Origin of the sequence: Lentzea xinjiangensis, assembly GCF_900110955.1 — a bacterium.
GTDB lineage: Bacteria > Actinomycetota > Actinomycetes > Mycobacteriales > Pseudonocardiaceae > Lentzea > Lentzea xinjiangensis.
This window is the reverse complement of the sequence record NZ_FOFR01000026.1, coordinates 103,730-120,879: the sequence shown is the minus strand read 5'-3', so window position 1 is coordinate 120,879 and position 17,150 is coordinate 103,730. Positions and strand designations below refer to the sequence as shown.

Sequence of the window (17,150 nt, the reverse complement as noted above, 5' to 3'; positions counted from 1 at the left end):
TGTACTGCCCAGCGAGGTTGCGAACGGTCCGACACGTGATCGGATGATCTTGGCATGAGGGAGGGCCTCCGGGTTCGGTGTGGATTGCGACATCTGCACCGGCTAGCCAGGAGGCCCTCGATTACTCACGCTAACGCACCGCTGACCGAGCTGGGCAGGCTACGTCTTGCCCGGTGTGTCGTCGAGGATGAATGGCCTGTTCGGCGGGCCGCTGAGCGATTCCAGGTGTCGGTCAGCACGGCGCAGCGGTGGGCCGGCCGCTACCGCGAACTCGGCACGGCGGGCATGGCCGACCGGTCCTCCCGCCCGCTGGCGTGCCCGCGCCGGACCCCGACGCGCACCGAACGGCGGATCATCAAGGTCCGCCTGGCGCGGCGGTGGGGACCTGCGCGGATCGCGTATCTGCTCGGGCTGGTGCCCTCGACCGTGCACCGGGTGCTGACCCGCTACGGCCTGGCCCGGCTCCGCCACGTGGACCGCGCCACCGGGCAGCCGGTGCGCCGCTACGAACGCGCCACGCCGGGCGAGCTCGTCCACGTCGACATCAAGAAGCTGGGCAACATCCCCGACGGCGGCGGCCACAAGATCCACGGCAGGCAAGCCGGCCAGCGCAACAGCTCCGCACACCGCGACCCCGCCCGGCGCCGCAAGGTCGGCGGCCGGCCCAACCTCGGCTACAGCTACCTGCACAACGCCGTGGACGACCACTCCCGCCTCGCCTACAGCGAAATCCTGCCCGACGAGACCAAGGAAACCGCCGTCGCGTTCTGGCAGCGAGCGCAGACCTTCTTCCACGCCAGCGGAATCACCGTCGAGCGGGTGCTCACCGACAACGGGTCGTGCTACCGCTCCCTGCTCTGGCGCGACACCCTGGCCGACGCCGGGATCACGCACAAACGCACCCGTCCCTACCGTCCCCAGACCAACGGCAAGGTGGAGCGCTTCAACCGCACCCTGCTCGACGAATGGGCTTACGCCCGCCCCTACCGCACCGAAACCGAGCGCCGCGAGGCGTTCCCGCGGTGGCTTCACACCTACAATCACCACCGCGGTCACACCGCACTCAAAGGCCAGCCACCCGCCAGCCGCGTTCCGAACCTTTCAGGTCAGTACAGCTAGCCGAGGGGGAGTCGTGAACGACGGGCCCACCGCCTTCGAGTCCACAGCGGACTCCTTCGGTCCTGCTCCCCCGCCCTCCGCGCGGACCATCCTGGCGGGCGTCGACGGCTCGGACACCGCGATGCGCGCGGCGGCGTTCGCGTTCGGCATGGCCCGCCGCCAGGGAGCCCGGCTCGTCGTCACGTTCGTGGCGTGCCGCTCCTCCCTGGCGGCGTTCAGCCCGGCCGCGGCGTCGGTGCTCGAACACGAGACGGCCGCGCACCTGCACGCCGAGCTCAGCGACCAGATCCGCGCGACGGCGGAGGAGCTCGACGTGCCGGTGACGTTCGTGAAGGCGTTCGGCGACTCCTTCACAACCCTGCGGGACGCCGCCGACCGGTGCCAGGCGGACGTGGTGGTGGTCGGTGCGTCCCAGCGGGCCGGGCACCGCTTCGCCGGGTCCGTCGCGAACCGGCTCATCAGGTCGGGGCACTGGCCGGTGCTCGTGGTCCCCTGACGTTCGCGGTTCGGGAACTCCACCCGTCTGTCCACTGAGGACACTCGCGTGCCTGTCGAACACCGGGTCTTCGACTTCGAACGCGTATCACCGGGGACGCACGAGTTCGTCGGCGTGAACCGCTACAGCGTGAAGACGGACCGCAAGCAGTCGTCTTCCTTCTTCTTGAACAGCTCGTACCCCCGCGCGCCTTCGCTCAACGGCATGACGTGCGTGGCCAAGTGGCTCGTGACGAGCTCGCCGGACGCGATGCGGTCCAGCAGCATCGGGATGTAACGCTGCCCGTGCTGCTGCGCGCCCCGCACCGTCAGGCCCTTGTTCATCATGGCGCCCAGCGGGAACTTGTCCACGAGCCCGGTGAACACGCCCAGGACGAACACCGATCCGCCCTTGCGGCAGTTGTAGATCGCCTCGCGCACCGCGATCGGGCGGTCCATCTCCAGCTTCAGCTTGCTCTTCACCTGGTCGTACGCGTACTGCGGGCCGGTGGAGTGCGCTTCGCAGCCGACCGCCTCGATGCACACGTCCGGGCCGCGCCCACCCGTGGCCTCCAGCAGGGTCTCCCCGACCGAGGTGTCCGCGTAGTTGATCGTCTCGACGCCGAACGCCAGCTCCGCCTGCCGCAGGCGGTAGTCGAACCGGTCGATCACGATGACGCGTTCCGCGCCGAGGAGCTGGGCCGCGCGGGCGGCCATCTGCCCCACCGCGCCGCTGCCCCACACGGCGACCACGTCACCCGGCTTCACGCCGCCGAGATCCGCGCCCATCCAGCCCGTCGGCGCCGAGTCCGAGGCGAACACCGCGCTCATGTCGTCCACCGCCTCGGGAATCCGGATGGCGGTGTGGTCGGCGAACGGCACCCGCACGTACTCCGCGTGGCTGCCGCGGAAACCGCCCATCGCGTGCGAGTAGCCGAAGATGCCGCCGGGGTCGGCGCCCCACAGCTTCTGGGTGATGGCCGGGTTGGTGTTGGTGTTGTCGCACAACGAGTACAGCTCGTTCTTGCAGTAGTAGCAGCGGCCGCAGGCGATGAACGAGCACACGACCACGCGGTCGCCGGGCCGGTGCTTGGTGACGCCGGGGCCGACCTCGACCACCTCGCCCATGAACTCGTGCCCGATGACGTCACCCGCCTGCATGAACGGGATGTGCCCGGTGAGCAGGTGCAGGTCCGAGCCGCACACGGTGCTCAGCCGGACCTTGACGATCATGTCCTGGTCGTTCAGCAACTGGGGATCGGGCACGTCCTGCACGCGCACGTCGTTGATCCCCTCCCAGCACAACGCCTTCACAGCCGGCCACCGCCTCCCGCTCGGTTCGTCACCAGTCGCAACGCCTTGCCCATCGGGCCGGGGTGGGTCGGGGCCGTGTCCGGCTTGACCACCTCGCCCGCCTCCAGCACCGACTTCGCCCGGCGCAGCGCGAGCCTCAGCTCGTGCCGCGACACCTCACCGATCGGCCGCACCATCAGCTCGGTGCCCTTGTCCCCCGCCGCCGGCTGGACGCGGATCTCGATCTCCTCACGCCACCGCGCCAGTTCGTCCGGCAGCGGCTGGACCTCTTCCGGCGCGCGGTACACCGTGACGGTCAGCCAGCGATCCGATGCCTCCTCACCCGCGGCAGCCGAGCCGCGTGCGCGCCGCCTCGCCATCGCGGCCGCGCCCGCGACACCCGCGGCGAGAATCGCTTTTCCCGCAGTGTTCATGTTTTCGGCCTTCCCTGGGTATCAGGAGTGCCAGGAGTACCCGCGTTCCAGGGGAACAACCGGACAGGCGGATTCGACTTGATCCGGATGGGTACCTCCCTGCTGACAACCGAACGAGGAGGTAACGATGGCCACCGGTGAGACCGGCTTCGACGACGTCACCTACGACCTGGTTTCCGTGCAGTACCACGCGCTCAAGGCAGGTCACGACTACGGCCAGTACGTCCGTGACGCCGACAACGCGGGTCGCCAGGACATCGCGGACTTCTTCCGGAGGGTCATGGAGGAGGACTCCGCCCGCGCGAAGCAGTGCCACGAGTTCCTGAAGGAGCTGTCGGGTTCGAGCGAGTCGGGACCCGCGGTCAGCTAATGAGCCGGACCAGGACACCGGCCGGGTGACCCACTCCCGGCAGTGCGCCTCGCGGCACCGCCCCCGCACCCCGTACGAGTCGGTACGAGGACGCGGGGGCGGTGCCGTGACGTGCCCGTCCTGCCGAGCATCCACCCGTCGGCGTTCCCGCGGCCACGCCACTGGCGGAAACTCCAGGTTGCGCCCTGTTTGCCCGCCGAAGCCGCGGGTAGCCGGGGCGCGACCGAAGCGAGTTCCCCTGCCCACCTGGAGTGGTCATGTCCCACACCCCCGTAGCGGTGCGCACGCCCGTGCAGAAGGCAGCACTGGCCGTCAGCGCCGTGTTCGCACTCGTCGGCATCGCCGGCTTCATCCCGGGTCTCACGACCAACTACGACACCATGATGTTCGCCGGTCACGAGTCGCGGGCGATGCTGCTCGGCATCTTCATGGTGTCGATCCTGCACAACCTCGTACACCTGGCGTTCGGCGTCGTCGGGTTCCTGATGTCCCGCACCGCCCACGGGGCCTACTGGTACCTCGTCGGCGGCGGCATCGTGTACCTGCTGCTGTGGCTCTACGGCCTGGTGATCGACCACGACAGCGCCGCCAACTTCGTGCCGCTCAACACCGCCGACAACTGGCTGCACCTGCTGCTGGGCATCGGCATGATGGGCCTCGGGTTCGCCCTCGGCCGCAACGCGGGTTCGCGCCGGGTCTGACGGCTCCGGCCTACAGCTCCACTCCCCCGGTGATGATCAGCAGCACGACGTCGACGACGGCCACCGCGAGCAGGGCGTTGAAGTTCGCCCGCGAGCCCGGCCGGCGCCCGCGCACCCTGCCGATCACGAGGATCACCGCGGATGCGGGCACCGCCACCAGTCCCGCCGTCGTGACGGGACCGGGCGGGCCGACCGCGAGGACCACTCCGGTGAGCAGCGCCAGCGCGGCCGCCGTGCCCGCGCTGGCGCTCTCGCCGAGGCGGTGCGGCAACCCGCGCACCCCCGTCGCGGCGTCGTCCGCCAGGTCCGGGAGCACGTTGGCGAAGTGCGCGGCACTGCCCAGCGTCGCCGCCGCCACCATGAGCCACACCGGTGGCCACTGCTGGCCGGGCCCGCCCAGCGAGATGAAGGCGGGCAGCAGCCCGAACGACAACGCGTACGGCGCAACGGAGAACGCGGTGGCCTTCAGCCCCAGGTCGTACGCCCACGCCGAGCAGAGCATCACGACGTGCAGCAGCGTCGCGTCCACACCGGACAGCAGGGACAGCAGCACCGCCGCCACCGCGGCGGCGATCGTCGCGGCGGCCACCAGCGTTCTCGGCACGGCTCCGGCGGCGACGGGTTTGTCCTGGCGGCCCACGCTCGCGTCGCGGCCCGCGTCCAGCAGGTCGTTGAGCCACCCGACCGAGAGCTGGCCCGCCAGCACCGCCGCCGCCACGGCCACCAGACCGCCCGGTGACCTGCCGGTGATGGCGGCCAGCGCGACGGCCACGACGGTGACCGCGAGGGAAGGCAGCGGATGACAGGAACGCGCGAGAGCTTCGATGCGGCCCATGGATCACCAGTCTGCCAGGCGGGACGGGGTCCGCAGAACGATCTTGAACCGAACGACCCCGCGCTCTACGAGCGGCTCGCCGACCAGTGGTGGGAGCCGCGCGGCCCGTTCGTCATGCTGCACTGGCTCGCCGCCGCCCGCGCCCGGCTGATCCCGCGCGGACGTCCCGGCGCGGTCCTCGTCGACCTCGGCTGCGGTGCGGGGCTGCTCGCCCCGCACGTCGAGGGCTACCACCACATCGGCGTCGACTTCTCGCAGGAAGCCCTGCGCCAGGCGCGGGAGCACGGCGTGCACCCCGTCCGCGGCGACGTGCTCGCGGTGCCGCTGCCGGACGAGTGCGCCGACGTCGTCGTCGCGGGCGAGATCCTCGAGCACGTCCACGACCTGCGGGGAGCCGTCGCCGAGGCGTGCCGGCTGCTGCGGCCCGGCGGCCTGCTGGTGCTGGACACGCTGGCCGACACCGCGTTGTGCCGCCTGGTCGCGATCGGGATCGCGGAGCGCGTGGCCGGTCTGGCGCCACGGGGTGTGCACGACCCCGCGCTGTTCGTCGACCGCGGGGTCTTGCTGGAGGAATGCGCCCGGCACGGTGTGCGGGTGGCGTTGAGGGGTATCCGTCCGTCGTTGACCGACCTGCTCGCGTGGTCGGTGCGACGCGGACGCCCGGTCCGCATGGTGCCCACCTCGACGACCGCGGTGCTCTTCCAGGGCGCCGGCCGCAAGAACGGATGATCTGTGGACCTCCACTCCCTGACCGACCGCATGTCCGGCCGCGCGCCGGAGTACGACGCTTCCGGGAAGTTCCCCGAGGAGGACTTCGCCGACCTGCGCGAGCTGGGCCTGCTCGGCCTGATGGTGCCGCGCCGGCTCGGCGGCTCCGGCGCCACGTTCGCCGAGTACACCGACGTGGCGATGCGGCTGGGCAGCGGTGCGGGGGCGACCGCGCTGATCTTCAACATGCACGCCTCCGTCACCGGCGCGCTCGCGCACACGCCCGACGAGCTGGTGCGGCAGTTCGGCGCGCCGGAGAGCTTCTTCGCCTCCCGCGACCGCGTGCTGGCGGCCGCGGCGGAAGGCGCCCTGTACGCCGTGGCGATGAGCGAGCGCGGCACGGGGTCCCGGCTGTCGAAGGTGCGGACCTCCTACGAACGCACCGGTTCGGGCTTCCGGATCACCGGCGCCAAGACGTTCGTCTCCGGCGCGGGTCACGCCGACGCCTACCTCGTCGCCGCCAGGGACAGCACGTCCGAGGAGCCGAAGGTGTCCTACTTCCTGGTGCCCGCCGGTCCCGGCGTGGAGGTCGTCCCGACCTGGGACTCGCTCGGGATGCGCGCCACCGCGAGCCACGACCTGCGGATCGACGCCGAGGTCGGCGAGGACGCGCTCGTGGGTGGCATCGAGGGCGCCGCGCTGCTGCTGGCCCAGGTGATGCCGCAGTGGCTGGTCGCCTCCTACGCCGCGGTCTACGTCGGTGTGGCCCAGGCGGTGCTGCGGCACGGAGCCGAGCACCTGCGCGAACGCGGGCTGCACACCCTCCCGATGGTCCGCGCCCGGATGGGCCGCGCCGACAACCAGGTCACCGCGGCCGAGCTGGTCGTGCGGAAGGCCGCGGACCTCGTGACCGAGGACCCCGGCAACCCCGAGACGAACCGCTGGGTGTGGCGGGCCAAGCTGACCGCCGGCGACACGGCGGCCGACGTCGCGTTCTCCGTGCTGGAGGCGGCGGGCGCGTCGGCCACCCGCCGGGGTCATCCGCTGGAGCGGCTCTACCGCGACGCGCGGTGCGGAGCGCTACAACCGGCCACATCCGACGTGTGCGCCGACTGGCTCGGCGCGAGCGCGCTGGGCGACAACCCGGACGAGACGGCACGCTGGTGACCGCGCGCATCGCCGCCATCGGCACCGCGCTGCCCCCGGTGGTCGAGCAGAGCGCGTTGTGGGACGGCCACTTCCGCGACCGCCTGCACGGGAGCAGGGTGGCGGGCCGGATCTTCGCCGGTGCCGGCGTGGAGCGCAGGCACGCCGTCGTCAGCCCGCTGGACCACGACGTGTCCTCGTGCACGACCGGCGAGCGGATGCGCATGTACGACGAGCACGCGCTGCCCCTGGGGCACGAGGCGGTGACGAAAGCCCTCGCCTCCGCCGGTCTCGGCCCCGCCGACGTCGGCCAGCTCACCGTCGTGTCGTGCACCGGGTACACGGCGCCGGGATTGGACGTGCAACTGGCCTCCTCGCTGGAACTCGCTCCCGACGCGCAACGACTCCTCATCGGGCACATGGGGTGCTACGCGGCGTTACCCGCGTTGTCGACCGTGGCGGACTTCGTCACCGTCCACCGGAAGCCCGCTGTGCTGTTGTGCCTGGAGCTTCCGTCGCTGCACGTCCAGCCGTCCACACCGGACGCCGAGCAGGTCGTGTCGCACGCCCTGTTCAGCGATGCCGCCACCGCGCTGGTCGTGCTGCCGGACCGGGGCGGGCTGGAGGTCGTCGCCACCGGCGCCGTCACGGACCCCTCCGCCGCGGACCTCATGACCTGGCTGGTGACCGACCACGGCTTCCGGATGACGCTGTCGTCCCGGGTGCCGGACGTGCTCGGCAAGCACGTCCGGGACGCCGTCGAACGGCTGCTGGCCGACCACGGCCTGACCGTGCCCGAGGTGTGCGGCTGGGCGGTGCACCCCGGTGGGCCGCGCATCGTCGACACGGTTGGCCACGAGCTCGGGCTGCCGGCCGAGGCGTTGGAGGCGTCCCGGCACGTGCTGCGCGAGCACGGCAACTGCTCGTCGCCGACCGTGCTGATGGTGCTCGACGAGCTGCTGGACCGCGTCGCGCTGCGGCCGGGCGACCCGGTGGTGGCCATGGCGTTCGGCCCTGGCCTGACCCTCTACATCACGCTGTTGCGCGCGAGGTGACCATGCGATCTCTGGCAGGTTCGGTTGTGCTCATCACCGGGGGTTCGGCCGGCATCGGCCGGATCACCGCCCGCCGGCTCGCCCGGCAGGGCGCGCAGGTCGCGATCTGCGGCCGTGACCAGGAACGGCTCGACGCCGCGTTGCACGAGCTGCCCGGCGCGTGGGGCATGTGCTGCGACGTGACGGATCCGGCCGACCGCTCGTTGCTCGTCAGTGCCGTCACGGAGCGGTTCGGCCGGATCGACGCACTGGTCAACAACGCCGGGCAGGGCCGGGTGGGCAAGCTCGCCGACCTCAGCTCGGAGCAGGTGGAGAGCCTCGTCGCGGTCAACTTCACCGCGGTCGCCGAGCTGACGCGGCTGGTGCTGCCGCTGTTCGGCACGCGCGGCGGGCACGTCGTGATGATGTCGTCGATCGGAGCGTGGGTGCCGACGCCACCGTTGTCGCTGTACTCGGCCACGAAAGCCGGTGTGCTGAGCCTCGCCCTCGGGCTGCGGCGCGAGGTGCCGCGCGGGGTGCGGGTGCACGCGGTGTGCCCCGGCCCGATCCGCACCGAGTGGCTGACCCGCGAGCTGACCGGCAGGCCGGCCGAGCGCTCGGCGCGGCACCGGCTGTCCGCGGGCGCGACCCCGGAGCACGTCGCCCGCGAGGTCGAGAAGTGCCTGACCGCGCGCAGGTCCCGCACCGTGGCCGTGCCGCGCTGGTGGGAGATCGCGCGGCTCGGCTCCCTCTCCCCGGTGAGCCGGGTGCTCGACGTCGTGCTCGCCCCGGCCTCGACGGCGATCGTCCGCGCGGCGAGGCGGTACGGGTCGCGCCTGTCGTCCTGACGGGCGCGGTTATCGGCGGGACGAGCTCAGCGAGCTCGAAGCGTCCGGGTGCGCGTCCTCCTCGACGCTGATGCCGAGCCGTTCGACCAGCTCGCCACCGAGCCAGCCGCCGAGGCCGCCCGCGAGCAGACCGAGCCACGACGCGATGAGCGCGGGCCAGGTCGGGTTCCACTCGTCCGCGCTGAGCCGCAGCACCCAGCTGAGCGCGAACAGCACCAGCACGGCGGCGTTGACGAGCCCGTGCAGCAACCCGATCCGGCGGGCGCGCGTGCCGGGCGGGACGACGAGCCACCAGTCCAGCCAGCCGGTCACCGCGGTGACGACCCCGAGCAGCACACCCGCGGCGACGAGGTGGGCGGCGGTGAAGGCGAAGCTCACCCGATCCGTGATCAGGTGCAGCACGTCGAAGCCGACCGACGTGGTCAGCAGGCCCAGCGGGAACACGATCAGGATGGGGTGGACGGCGTGGCCCGCGGCACGGACGCGACTGCGCATGGAGGACTCCTTTTCCCAAGGGCGGCTGCCTCAGGCGTACCCAGCCCCGCAGCGGATACCCCTGTGTCATGAACACCGAAGAGCTCCGCCGATTCGTGATCGACCGCCTCGACGAGGACGAGCGCCGCCTGGCCGCCGGCGAGCTGCCGCTGCTCGACGACGCCGAGAGCAAGGGCAAGCTGCGCATCGCGCGCTCGGACGACGGCGCGGGCCTGCTCCTGCTGCCGGGCCCGACCGAGACCGAGCAGGACCGGGTGCCGTTCGGGGAGAAGCTCGCCCTGCTGAGGGCCGAGGTGGGTCAGACGGAGGACGAGGCGACGCTGCGGCTGCTGGCCGACGCCTACCGCACGCACCACGACTGGCAGGAGGAGTGGCTGTACGGGGGCCGGGGCGCGATGGATCGGACCTGAGTCCGGGTTGGACGTGCGCGCCGGCGGGCCCGTGGGGGTCCGCCGGCGTGCACCGGCACGGACCTACCAGCCGCACTGATGAGATCGCCCACCCGTCCCGATGAGACGGGCACGGCGGAACCGCTGACCACAACGCGTGGATCCGCAGGACGCGCACGACAAAACCGGCCCGCATCACGCGGACCGGCTGACGTCGTCGCGTTCAGGCGCGAGCAGCGACCGCGGCACGTCGTCCGGGCAGGAACCCGCGCGCCGCGGTCAGCAGCATCCGCGCCTCCATCAGCTCCCCGTACTCGAGGTGCTCGTCGGCGGCCGCGACATGCGCCAGCGCCTGCTGGGGCGCGTCCGGGGCCTCCATCATCGCCTTCGTCAGGCACTTGCGCGCCTGCTCGGCCTGCAGCGCGAGGTCCGTTCCCGCGGTGACGCGGATGAGGGCCAGCGCGTCGCAGATCGCCTGGTCGAGGGAAGGGTGCTTCAGCATGGTCGCCGCCTTGAGGACGAGTGGGGACTCAAGGCGCCGGCTGCTTGACGCCGGTCCGGGCTACCCGGGCCTCCTGGCCGCGAAACGCGGCGAGCGCTTTTTCTTCGGACGGGTCGCGGCGGTGCAGCGGCGGCACAGTTCCATCACGGGTGTGTCGGCGGTGTCGTCGAGCCACTGCGCGTCGATCCAGAGCACGTGCGGGAACCGGGCGAGCCTGGCGCGGCTGAGCGGCACGCCGCACAACGTCTGGTTCTGACCCGGCCACCACGCGTGGACGTCGCCGGACGGCAGCCGGATCCCCTCGTCGTCGCGCCAGGTGCTCGACGCGGCCACCGCGGGTGTGGCGGGCACGGTCAGCCTCCCCGGTTGTCCACCGCGGCGCTCAGCATCGCGGCCACCCGTTCGAGGTCGCTGTCCGTCACCGGCCAGCCGCCGACGTGCTCCAGCAGCTCGTCCCTCGTCACCACGGGCAGCGCGCCGCTCAGTGCTTTCGTGGCGAGCTCGGGGGCCCCCGCCACCACGTAGCTGCCCGCGACGTGCACGAGGGTCGCTTCCGGGCGGGTCGACTGGAGCAGTGATTTGAGGTCCTCCACCGGAACGGCCATGACGATCAGCCGTCGTCGCCGTAGCGGCCGCCGCCGTCGAGGCCGGCGCCGGGACCCGAGGAGGGATCGCTCGCGGGGTGCTTCTCCGCCTCCTCCTCCGTGGGCGTCAGCGGAGTGCCGCTCTGCTCCTCGGCCGCACCGCGCTCCACGTGGTCGTGTTCAGGCTCGGTCACAGCGTTCTCCTTTCCTTGCGGGACTTGAGACATACCCCGCGCCGCACCGCCGAACCGTCACAGCGCCAGCGTGTCCCCGCGTGCGACCACCTGGATGTCGAGGCCGCGCCGCGAGGCTTCCGCGGTGAAGTCGGACAGCGGTGACTTCATGACGCCGTACTCCTCGTAGTGCACCGGCATCGTCCTGCGCGGGGCGAGCAGCTCGGCCAGGTCGGCGCCCTGCTCGCCGTCCATGGTGAGCAGCACGCCGAGCACCTTCGTGCCGCCGAGGTGCAGCACCGCGAGGTCGATGCTGCCGAAGCGGTCGCGGATCTCGCGCAGCGCCGGGTGGACCAGGGTGTCGCCGCTGAGGTAGACGCGGAACGGGAGCGCGCCCGCCGCCTCCCGGTACTCGAGCATGGTGCCCATGACGGGAGGCAGCAGGCGGCCCACCGGTCCCAGCGCGTGCCTGCCCGGCAACGAGGTGACCGTCAGCTTCGCCGCGCCGCGGGACAGCGAGACGGTCTCCCACGTCCGCAGCGGGGCGGCTTCCTGGAAACCCCTGCGGGACAACCTCTTCGCCGCGTGCGGCGTGGTGAACACCGGCAGGTCGCGGGCGAGCTCGCGGCTCGCCACCCGGTCGAAGTGGTCGCCGTGCAGGTGGGACAGCACCACGGCGTCCAGCTCGGGCAGATCGGCGATCTCGATCGCCGGGTCCCGCAACCTGCGCGAGACCACGCCCTGACCGATGTGCGTCCACTGTCCTCTGTGGAGGAAGTTGGGATCGGTCAGCAGCGTGAACGGCCCGAGCCGGAGCACCGTTGTGGCGTTGCCCACGAAGTGCAACGACCCCGTCATCTCACGGACCGGTGGCCTCGTTGGAGACCCGCTGGCCGGACTCGCGGGCGTGCCCGCCGACGTCCTGGGCCGCTTCCTTGGTGTGCTGGGCCGCGGTCTGCGCCGCGTCCGACGCCACCTGCTTGACCTCGCTCGCGGCGTCGCTCACCGAGGACTGCACGTCCTCCTTGAGGTGCTGCGCCGACTCGGTCAGCGCTTCCCTGGCGGGCTCCACCACATCGCTGAAGCTCTCGGAGAGCTGCTGCACCGCCTGCTGTTCGGCATCGGTGCGCGGCAGCAGGGCGGCCAGCAGCAGGCCACCGCCGAACGCGATGAGGCCGGCCGCGAGCGGGCTGCCCTGGGTCTGCTGGGCGACGCGGCGCGGCGCTTCCTGCACCGCCTGCGCGGCCTGCTCCGCCCGTTCGGCGACAGCGCTACCGGCACCCTGTCCTTGTTCGCGCACGGTCGACGCGGCCTGCGCGCTCTGCTCCCGCACGGCCGTGGCGGCCTGCGTGGCGGTTCCCATCACTCGCTCCCTCATCGCGACCAGTCCCTGTCGCACACCGCTGACGCGGCGCTGGGCGATTCTGCGCGGACTCGTGTGGTCCACGATCCGGTTGGCGTCGGCCCGCAGCTCCGCACGGGTCATTTCGATCTCACGCCTTATTTGGTCGGGTGTTTCGCCCATTCCGCGTCCTCCTTCAAGGTTTCGACGGTGCGCTCGGGTTTGGGGTTGACGGTCCGCAGCTTCGCGCGGCCGGAGGTGTAGAGCACCGCACCGGCGATGCCCCACAGCGCGGCGACGATCAGCGCGGCCCAGCCCAGCGGCATGACCGCGCCGAGCGCGAACACCAGCGCGAAGCTGAGCAGCACGGTGGTGAGGTACCCGGCGAACCCGGCGGCCGCCAGCATCCCGGTGGCCTTGCCCGCCTTGGAGGCCTCCTGCCGCAGCTCGGCCTTGGCCAGTTCCAGCTCCTGCCGCATCAGCGTGGACAGGTCCTTGGTCAGGTCGCTGACCAGGTCACCGAGCGACTCGCCCTGGGTGTCCACTCGCGACGGTGCCGGCATCTCAGGGCTCGACATGCGGCACCCCCGCCGCGGGGACAGCGGGCGACGCGCTCGGCGTCAGCGGTGCGCCGTACTGCGGCGTCAGGTCGGGACGGGGCGCCGCCACCGGCGCGGCCCCGCTCTGCGCGAGACCCTGGCCCCCGCCCTGCGCGAAAGCCTGGCCCCCGCCCTGCGGGAGGTCCGGCTGCCCGCCCTGCGCGGGGCCCTGGTCCCCGCCCGTGGCGCTCTTCGCGACGCGGCCGATCAGGAAACCCGCCACCGCGGCGCCCAGCAGGAACGTGCCGGGCTTGCGCCTGGCGTAGTCCCGCGCCGAGTCGAGCAGGCCCTGCGCGCCCCGGTCGTCCAGGAACCGGGCCACCTGCCTGCTGGTGTCGGCGGCGCTCTGGATCGCTCCAGCGGACATCGAGTCCGACGGCGCGGACCCGGCCATCTCACCCAGCTCGTCGGCGATGCGGCCGAGCTGCTGCGAGACCCGCTGCGCCTGCTGCTCCGCTTCCGCGGCGACGCGCTGCCGCACGTCGTTGACGACGTGACGGGCCTGGTCCTTCGTCTCGCGCGTCACGTGTGCTGCCTGGTCGGCGACGGTTTCGCGCACCTGACCGGCAGCCTCCTTGGCGTGCTTGGCGACCTCGGAGCTCTCGTCCCGGGCCGCCGTGCGCACTCCACCCATCTGGTTTTCGGTCACGGCTGACTCCTCAGCTCGTTGTCGTGTCCTGGACTACGAGCTACCCGGCGAAATCCTCCGCAAACGGCCATCTTCGCCCCACGCACACCGCCGAACGGCCGCCGAGTTCGAGAAACCGTTGCGCACCAACGATGTTCCTCTTCAGAAGAGCGGCGGCGCGGTCGGAATATTCGCGGCGCCCGGGCCCAGACCTCTGTCCGATTGCAACGAATCCGGGCGACGACGAGCGGGCCCGAGTAGGCGAGCGGGCTCCGGGTAACCGGGGCCATGAGCGTTCACGATGTGTTGCGGGCGGTCGAGGACCTCCGCGCGGCCGACCGGCCGGCGGACTCCCTCGCGAAGGCGGTGCGGCGGACGCTGAGGTCGCCGCGCGTCGACAGGGCGGTGCGCGGCTCGTGGCTGGGGCATCCGCTGCACCCCTTGATGGTCACCGTGCCCATCGGGGCGTGGACGTCCGCCGCCGTGTTCGACGCGCGCCCCGGCGGCGAGGACGCGGCCCGTGAGCTCACCGCGCTGGGGCTCGTCGCCGCGGTGCCGACGATCCTGCTGGGACTCGCGGACTACAGCCGGCTCGACCGGCGGCAGCGCAGGGTCGGTGTCGTGCACGCCCTCGCCAACACCGCCGCCGTGTCGTGCTTCGCCGCGTCCTACGCGCTGCGCCGGCGAGGCCGGCCCGGCGCGGGGAAGGTGCTCAGCCTCGCGGGACTGGCCGCGGTCGGCGCGGGCGGCGCACTCGGTGGTCACCTCTCCTACGCCCAGGGCGGCGGTGTGCACCGGTGGCAGGCGCCGCGGGAGGTGTGACGCTGCTTGCGGTTTGCTCCCGCGCCGGCGGGTCAATTCCCCGGCACTCGGACGAACTGAGCGGAGACACGACGATGAGCACTGTCGGCGAGCTGCGATCGTTGGCGAAGGAACACGTCGCCGTGGCGGCCTTCACGATCCCCCGCCTGCTGCGGCACCGGGTGTGGCGCGACGCGAACCCCGACGAGGGCGCGGGTCTCGGTGTGGTGCTGGTGCCGGGGTTCGGCGCGGGCGACTTCAGTCTCACCTTCGCCACGACCTGGTTGCGCGACCGCGGTTACGTGCCCGCCTCCGCGGGTGTCGGGTTCAACGTGGGCTGCACGTCGAAGCTGGTGGACCGCGTCGAACGGCGGCTGGAGGAGCACGCGGAGGCCACCGGCGGGCCGGTCGTGCTGCTCGGGCAGAGCCGCGGCGGCGGGCTCGCCCGGCTGGCCGCCATCCGCCGGCCGGACCTGGTGAGCGGCCTGGTGATGCTGGGCAGTCCCCTGCTCGACCCGCTGGGCGCCCACCCCCACGTGCTGCTGGCGGCCAAGGCGCTGGCCCGGCTCTCCGCCCTCGGGATCCCCGGCCTCATGGACGTCGAGTGCTTCGAGGGCGACTGCTACGAGGTCAACGTCCGGGCGGCCACCGCTCCGCTGCCCGACGGCCTCCCGGCGGTGTCGGTGTACTCCAAGGCGGACGGCATCGTGCCCTGGCGGTTGAGCCTCGACCCGTGGGCCGAGTGCGTGGAGGTGCACAGCACGCACACCGGCATGGGTCTCGACCCGGACGTCTACCTGGCGCTGCGGCCCAGGCTCGCCGAGTGGGCGGCGGCCCGCTACGACCTGCGGCCCACCGGATGAGCACCCGCGACCTGGTCCGCACGGCCGAGGAGGTGTTCGGCTGGACCGAGCTGCGCGAGGAGCAGCTGCTCGCCATGCGGCACCTGCTCGACGGCAGGGACGTGCTGGTCGTGATGCCGACCGGGGCCGGGAAGTCCGCGATCTACCAGGTTCCCGCGATCCTGCTCGACGGCCCGACCGTGGTGGTGTCGCCGCTCATCGCGCTGCAACGCGACCAGGTCACCTCGCTGCGCGCCAGCGACGCGCCACCGGCGGCCGCCGTGAACTCCGCGCAGCCGGCCGAGGCGAACGACCAGGCGTGGCAGGCCTTCGCCGAGGCGAGGACCGAGTACCTCTTCCTCTCCCCCGAACAGCTCGCGAACCCCGAGGCCGTCGACCGGCTGCGCGCGGGGAAGCCGTCGCTGTTCGTGGTCGACGAGGCGCACTGCGTGTCGGCCTGGGGCCACGACTTCCGGCCGGACTACCTGCGGCTGCGGCACGTCGTCGCCGAACTGGGCCGTCCGCCGGTGCTCGCGCTGACCGCCACCGCGAGCGGACCGGTCCGCGCCGACATAGGCGAGCACCTGGGCCTGCGCGATCCGGTGGTCGTCGTCGCCGGGTTCGACCGGCCGAACCTGCACCTGACCGTGCGGCAGGGCACCGACGAGGACGACCGCGGCCGTGCCGTCGTCGAGTGGGTCGCGGAACGGACCGGCCCGGGGCTGCTCTACGTGGCGACGCGCAAGGACGCCGAGCGCTACGCCGCCGACCTGGCGGCGCGGGGCGTGCGGGCGAAGCCGTTCCACGCGGGGATGAGGGCGGCGGAGCGGCGGCGGGTGCAGGACGAGTTCATGCGGGGCGGCGTCGACGTCGTGGCCGCCACCTCCGCGTTCGGCATGGGCATCGACAAGCCGGACGTGCGGTTCGTGGCGCACGCGGCGGCGCCGGGCTCGCTCGACGCCTACTACCAGGAGGTCGGCCGGGCCGGTCGCGACGGCGACCCGGCGGAGGTGATCCTCTTCCACCGGCCGGAGGACCAGGCGCTGCACCGGTTCCTGACCGGCCGCAGGATCGACCGCGAGTGCGTGCGCGCGGTCGCGGAAGCGGTGCACGAGTCCGCCACCACCACCGCGGACCTGGCGGAGCGGCTGGGCCGTTCCCGCAGGAAGATCACCGGTGTGGTGAACCTGCTGGAGAGTGCCGGAATCCTGCGCACCTCGCAGAAGGGCGTGCGGTACGTGCGGAACGCTCCCCCGCCGGCGGACGCGGTCGAGGCGGCGAGCGAGGAGGCCGAACGCCAGGTGCGCCGCGACCGGTCGCGGGTCGAGGTCATGCGCGAGTACGGGGCCACACGCGGCTGCCGCAGGAGGTTCCTGCTCGGCTACTTCGGTGAGCGGCTCGACGAGCCGTGCGGCAACTGCGACCGGTGCGACGAGGGTGTCCGGCCCGATGACGGCCCGGTGCCGGAGTACGCGCCGGACACCCCGGTGCACCACGAGAAGTGGGGCCGCGGAACGGTCGTGCAGGAGGAGGACGACCGGATGATGGTGCTGTTCGAGGACGTCGGCTACAAGACGTTGTCCCTCGCCGCCATCCGCGAGTCGGGCGTCCTGACTCAGCCCCGGTCGGGGTCGTCGGAGACCGAGTAGTCGGAGATCCCGACGTTCCCGGTCGGGTTCGGTTCGGGGTGTGCGGAACCGGAGCCGCTGCGCCCCGGAACGGTGTCCGCGTCGTCGGTCTCGCTCGACTCCTCCAGCGAGACGCGGCTCGCGTCGTCGTACTCCTGCTCGGAATCCTGCCGCGGTGATGTGCTCATGCCGATCGGCTACCCGG

25 protein-coding genes are annotated in these 17,150 nt (G+C 72.3%); 12 read left to right on the top strand and 13 right to left on the bottom strand.

The window, feature by feature from the left end:
• The first annotated feature begins 120 nt into the window (after positions 1–120).
• Together BMW88_RS36215 and BMW88_RS36210 are read left to right on the top strand one after the other, a co-directional pair.
• Entirely contained in the window at positions 121–1,119 is a 999-nt protein-coding gene (locus BMW88_RS36215; RefSeq protein WP_089960151.1) for an IS481 family transposase, read from the top strand.
• Between the two features lie 13 nt (positions 1,120–1,132).
• Positions 1,133–1,615: a universal stress protein gene (locus BMW88_RS36210; protein WP_245778296.1), complete on the top strand. Its 483-nt coding sequence runs from the start codon at positions 1,133–1,135 to the stop codon at positions 1,613–1,615.
• Between the two features lie 122 nt (positions 1,616–1,737).
• Here the strand turns inward: BMW88_RS36210 and BMW88_RS36205 are convergent, their stop codons facing one another.
• Both BMW88_RS36205 and BMW88_RS36200 read right to left on the bottom strand, forming a co-directional pair.
• On the bottom strand, positions 1,738–2,907 hold the full coding sequence (locus BMW88_RS36205) for a zinc-dependent alcohol dehydrogenase (protein ID WP_089960097.1): 1,170 nt from the start codon (positions 2,905–2,907) through the stop codon (positions 1,738–1,740).
• Complete coding sequence (locus BMW88_RS36200; RefSeq protein WP_089960095.1) at positions 2,904–3,320, bottom strand: hypothetical protein; 417 nt, start codon at positions 3,318–3,320, stop codon at positions 2,904–2,906. Before BMW88_RS36200 ends, BMW88_RS36205 begins: the two co-directional genes overlap by 4 nt.
• Before the next feature lie 127 nt (positions 3,321–3,447).
• Here BMW88_RS36200 and BMW88_RS36195 point away from each other — a divergent pair, with 127 nt between their 5' ends.
• Together BMW88_RS36195 and BMW88_RS36190 are read left to right on the top strand one after the other, a co-directional pair.
• Positions 3,448–3,690 carry an acyl carrier protein gene (locus BMW88_RS36195; RefSeq protein ID WP_089960092.1) on the top strand — a complete coding sequence of 81 codons (243 nt, stop codon included), beginning with the start codon at positions 3,448–3,450 and terminating at the stop codon, positions 3,688–3,690.
• A gap of 257 nt (positions 3,691–3,947) precedes the next feature.
• Positions 3,948–4,391, top strand: a complete 444-nt coding sequence (locus BMW88_RS36190) for a DUF4383 domain-containing protein (protein ID WP_089960090.1) — start codon at positions 3,948–3,950, stop codon at positions 4,389–4,391.
• Between the two features lie 10 nt (positions 4,392–4,401).
• Here the strand turns inward: BMW88_RS36190 and BMW88_RS36185 are convergent, their stop codons facing one another.
• Positions 4,402–5,226 carry a UbiA family prenyltransferase gene (locus BMW88_RS36185; protein WP_089960088.1) on the bottom strand — a complete coding sequence of 275 codons (825 nt, stop codon included), beginning with the start codon at positions 5,224–5,226 and terminating at the stop codon, positions 4,402–4,404.
• Between BMW88_RS36185 and BMW88_RS36180 the strand changes: the two genes are divergently transcribed.
• Genes BMW88_RS36180 through BMW88_RS36165 form a run of 4 tightly spaced genes read left to right on the top strand, consistent with a single transcriptional unit; the run spans position 5,191 to position 8,962 of the window.
• Positions 5,191–5,955 carry a methyltransferase domain-containing protein gene (locus BMW88_RS36180; protein WP_089960147.1) on the top strand — a complete coding sequence of 255 codons (765 nt, stop codon included), beginning with the start codon at positions 5,191–5,193 and terminating at the stop codon, positions 5,953–5,955. The genes BMW88_RS36185 and BMW88_RS36180 overlap by 36 nt on opposite strands.
• A 3-nt stretch (positions 5,956–5,958) precedes the next feature.
• Positions 5,959–7,101 (top strand): acyl-CoA dehydrogenase family protein, encoded by a 1,143-nt coding sequence (locus tag BMW88_RS36175; RefSeq protein WP_245778295.1) that lies wholly within the window; start codon positions 5,959–5,961, stop codon positions 7,099–7,101.
• On the top strand, positions 7,098–8,135 hold the full coding sequence (locus tag BMW88_RS36170; protein ID WP_089960085.1) for a type III polyketide synthase: 1,038 nt from the start codon (positions 7,098–7,100) through the stop codon (positions 8,133–8,135). Before BMW88_RS36175 ends, BMW88_RS36170 begins: the two co-directional genes overlap by 4 nt.
• A 26-nt stretch (positions 8,136–8,161) precedes the next feature.
• The gene (locus BMW88_RS36165; protein WP_218148341.1) at positions 8,162–8,962 is read left to right on the top strand and encodes an SDR family NAD(P)-dependent oxidoreductase; all 801 of its coding nucleotides are present in this window, start codon (positions 8,162–8,164) and stop codon (positions 8,960–8,962) included.
• Positions 8,963–8,971: 9 nt separating this feature from the next.
• Here BMW88_RS36165 and BMW88_RS36160 read toward each other — a convergent pair whose 3' ends face one another.
• Entirely contained in the window at positions 8,972–9,457 is a 486-nt protein-coding gene (locus BMW88_RS36160; RefSeq protein WP_089960080.1) for a DUF2231 domain-containing protein, read from the bottom strand.
• Positions 9,458–9,525: 68 nt separating this feature from the next.
• Here BMW88_RS36160 and BMW88_RS36155 point away from each other — a divergent pair, with 68 nt between their 5' ends.
• Positions 9,526–9,867 (top strand): hypothetical protein, encoded by a 342-nt coding sequence (locus tag BMW88_RS36155; protein WP_089960078.1) that lies wholly within the window; start codon positions 9,526–9,528, stop codon positions 9,865–9,867.
• A 202-nt stretch (positions 9,868–10,069) separates the two neighbouring features.
• Here the strand turns inward: BMW88_RS36155 and BMW88_RS36150 are convergent, their stop codons facing one another.
• From BMW88_RS36150 to BMW88_RS36120, 8 genes are read right to left on the bottom strand one after another with little or no spacing between them, the layout of a single operon-like run.
• Complete coding sequence (locus BMW88_RS36150; protein ID WP_089960075.1) at positions 10,070–10,348, bottom strand: hypothetical protein; 279 nt, start codon at positions 10,346–10,348, stop codon at positions 10,070–10,072.
• Positions 10,349–10,408: 60 nt separating this feature from the next.
• Positions 10,409–10,699 carry a hypothetical protein gene (locus tag BMW88_RS36145; RefSeq protein WP_245778294.1) on the bottom strand — a complete coding sequence of 97 codons (291 nt, stop codon included), beginning with the start codon at positions 10,697–10,699 and terminating at the stop codon, positions 10,409–10,411.
• 2 nt (positions 10,700–10,701) lie between these two features.
• Positions 10,702–10,953, bottom strand: coding sequence for a hypothetical protein (locus BMW88_RS36140; protein ID WP_089960069.1), 252 nt, complete (start codon positions 10,951–10,953; stop codon positions 10,702–10,704).
• 5 nt (positions 10,954–10,958) lie between these two features.
• The gene (locus BMW88_RS42465) at positions 10,959–11,126 is read right to left on the bottom strand and encodes a hypothetical protein (RefSeq protein ID WP_177221583.1); all 168 of its coding nucleotides are present in this window, start codon (positions 11,124–11,126) and stop codon (positions 10,959–10,961) included.
• A 57-nt stretch (positions 11,127–11,183) separates the two neighbouring features.
• Positions 11,184–11,963 carry an MBL fold metallo-hydrolase gene (locus tag BMW88_RS36135; protein ID WP_089960066.1) on the bottom strand — a complete coding sequence of 260 codons (780 nt, stop codon included), beginning with the start codon at positions 11,961–11,963 and terminating at the stop codon, positions 11,184–11,186.
• Between the two features lies 1 nt (position 11,964).
• Positions 11,965–12,591, bottom strand: coding sequence for a hypothetical protein (locus tag BMW88_RS36130; RefSeq protein WP_177221582.1), 627 nt, complete (start codon positions 12,589–12,591; stop codon positions 11,965–11,967).
• A gap of 14 nt (positions 12,592–12,605) precedes the next feature.
• Entirely contained in the window at positions 12,606–13,025 is a 420-nt protein-coding gene (locus tag BMW88_RS36125; protein ID WP_089960060.1) for a phage holin family protein, read from the bottom strand.
• The gene (locus BMW88_RS36120) at positions 13,012–13,695 is read right to left on the bottom strand and encodes a hypothetical protein (protein ID WP_089960057.1); all 684 of its coding nucleotides are present in this window, start codon (positions 13,693–13,695) and stop codon (positions 13,012–13,014) included. The genes BMW88_RS36125 and BMW88_RS36120 overlap by 14 nt, the downstream gene beginning before the upstream one ends.
• Before the next feature lie 267 nt (positions 13,696–13,962).
• On the opposite strand from BMW88_RS36120, the gene BMW88_RS36115 reads away from it, so the two are divergent.
• The 3 genes from BMW88_RS36115 to BMW88_RS36105 all read left to right on the top strand — a co-directional run bounded on the left by BMW88_RS36115 (position 13,963) and on the right by BMW88_RS36105 (position 16,966).
• Entirely contained in the window at positions 13,963–14,496 is a 534-nt protein-coding gene (locus BMW88_RS36115) for a DUF2231 domain-containing protein (RefSeq protein ID WP_089960054.1), read from the top strand.
• Between the two features lie 74 nt (positions 14,497–14,570).
• Complete coding sequence (locus BMW88_RS36110; RefSeq protein ID WP_089960051.1) at positions 14,571–15,338, top strand: esterase/lipase family protein; 768 nt, start codon at positions 14,571–14,573, stop codon at positions 15,336–15,338.
• Positions 15,335–16,966 (top strand): RecQ family ATP-dependent DNA helicase, encoded by a 1,632-nt coding sequence (locus BMW88_RS36105; protein WP_089960048.1) that lies wholly within the window; start codon positions 15,335–15,337, stop codon positions 16,964–16,966. The genes BMW88_RS36110 and BMW88_RS36105 overlap by 4 nt, the downstream gene beginning before the upstream one ends.
• On the opposite strand, the gene BMW88_RS36100 is transcribed toward BMW88_RS36105, so the two are convergent.
• Positions 16,933–17,133: a hypothetical protein gene (locus BMW88_RS36100; protein WP_089960044.1), complete on the bottom strand. Its 201-nt coding sequence runs from the start codon at positions 17,131–17,133 to the stop codon at positions 16,933–16,935. The genes BMW88_RS36105 and BMW88_RS36100 overlap by 34 nt on opposite strands.
• Positions 17,134–17,150: the final 17 nt, after the last annotated feature.

What these genes read in the sequence shown, in the direction of transcription:
- BMW88_RS36200 (WP_089960095.1), bottom strand. Translation starts at nt 3,320, where the DNA reads ATGAACACTGCGGGAAAAGCGATTCTCGCCGCGGGTGTCGCGGGCGCG.
- BMW88_RS36195 (WP_089960092.1), top strand. Translation starts at nt 3,448, where the DNA reads ATGGCCACCGGTGAGACCGGCTTCGACGACGTCACCTACGACCTGGTT.
- BMW88_RS36190 (WP_089960090.1), top strand. Translation starts at nt 3,948, where the DNA reads ATGTCCCACACCCCCGTAGCGGTGCGCACGCCCGTGCAGAAGGCAGCA.
- BMW88_RS36180 (WP_089960147.1), top strand. Translation starts at nt 5,191, where the DNA reads ATGACAGGAACGCGCGAGAGCTTCGATGCGGCCCATGGATCACCAGTC.
- BMW88_RS36185 (WP_089960088.1), bottom strand. Translation starts at nt 5,226, where the DNA reads ATGGGCCGCATCGAAGCTCTCGCGCGTTCCTGTCATCCGCTGCCTTCC.
- BMW88_RS36160 (WP_089960080.1), bottom strand. Translation starts at nt 9,457, where the DNA reads ATGCGCAGTCGCGTCCGTGCCGCGGGCCACGCCGTCCACCCCATCCTG.
- BMW88_RS36155 (WP_089960078.1), top strand. Translation starts at nt 9,526, where the DNA reads ATGAACACCGAAGAGCTCCGCCGATTCGTGATCGACCGCCTCGACGAG.
- BMW88_RS36150 (WP_089960075.1), bottom strand. Translation starts at nt 10,348, where the DNA reads ATGCTGAAGCACCCTTCCCTCGACCAGGCGATCTGCGACGCGCTGGCC.
- BMW88_RS36140 (WP_089960069.1), bottom strand. Translation starts at nt 10,953, where the DNA reads ATGGCCGTTCCGGTGGAGGACCTCAAATCACTGCTCCAGTCGACCCGC.
- BMW88_RS36135 (WP_089960066.1), bottom strand. Translation starts at nt 11,963, where the DNA reads ATGACGGGGTCGTTGCACTTCGTGGGCAACGCCACAACGGTGCTCCGG.
- BMW88_RS36130 (WP_177221582.1), bottom strand. Translation starts at nt 12,591, where the DNA reads ATGACCCGTGCGGAGCTGCGGGCCGACGCCAACCGGATCGTGGACCAC.
- BMW88_RS36125 (WP_089960060.1), bottom strand. Translation starts at nt 13,025, where the DNA reads ATGTCGAGCCCTGAGATGCCGGCACCGTCGCGAGTGGACACCCAGGGC.
- BMW88_RS36115 (WP_089960054.1), top strand. Translation starts at nt 13,963, where the DNA reads ATGAGCGTTCACGATGTGTTGCGGGCGGTCGAGGACCTCCGCGCGGCC.
- BMW88_RS36110 (WP_089960051.1), top strand. Translation starts at nt 14,571, where the DNA reads ATGAGCACTGTCGGCGAGCTGCGATCGTTGGCGAAGGAACACGTCGCC.
- BMW88_RS36105 (WP_089960048.1), top strand. Translation starts at nt 15,335, where the DNA reads ATGAGCACCCGCGACCTGGTCCGCACGGCCGAGGAGGTGTTCGGCTGG.
- BMW88_RS36100 (WP_089960044.1), bottom strand. Translation starts at nt 17,133, where the DNA reads ATGAGCACATCACCGCGGCAGGATTCCGAGCAGGAGTACGACGACGCG.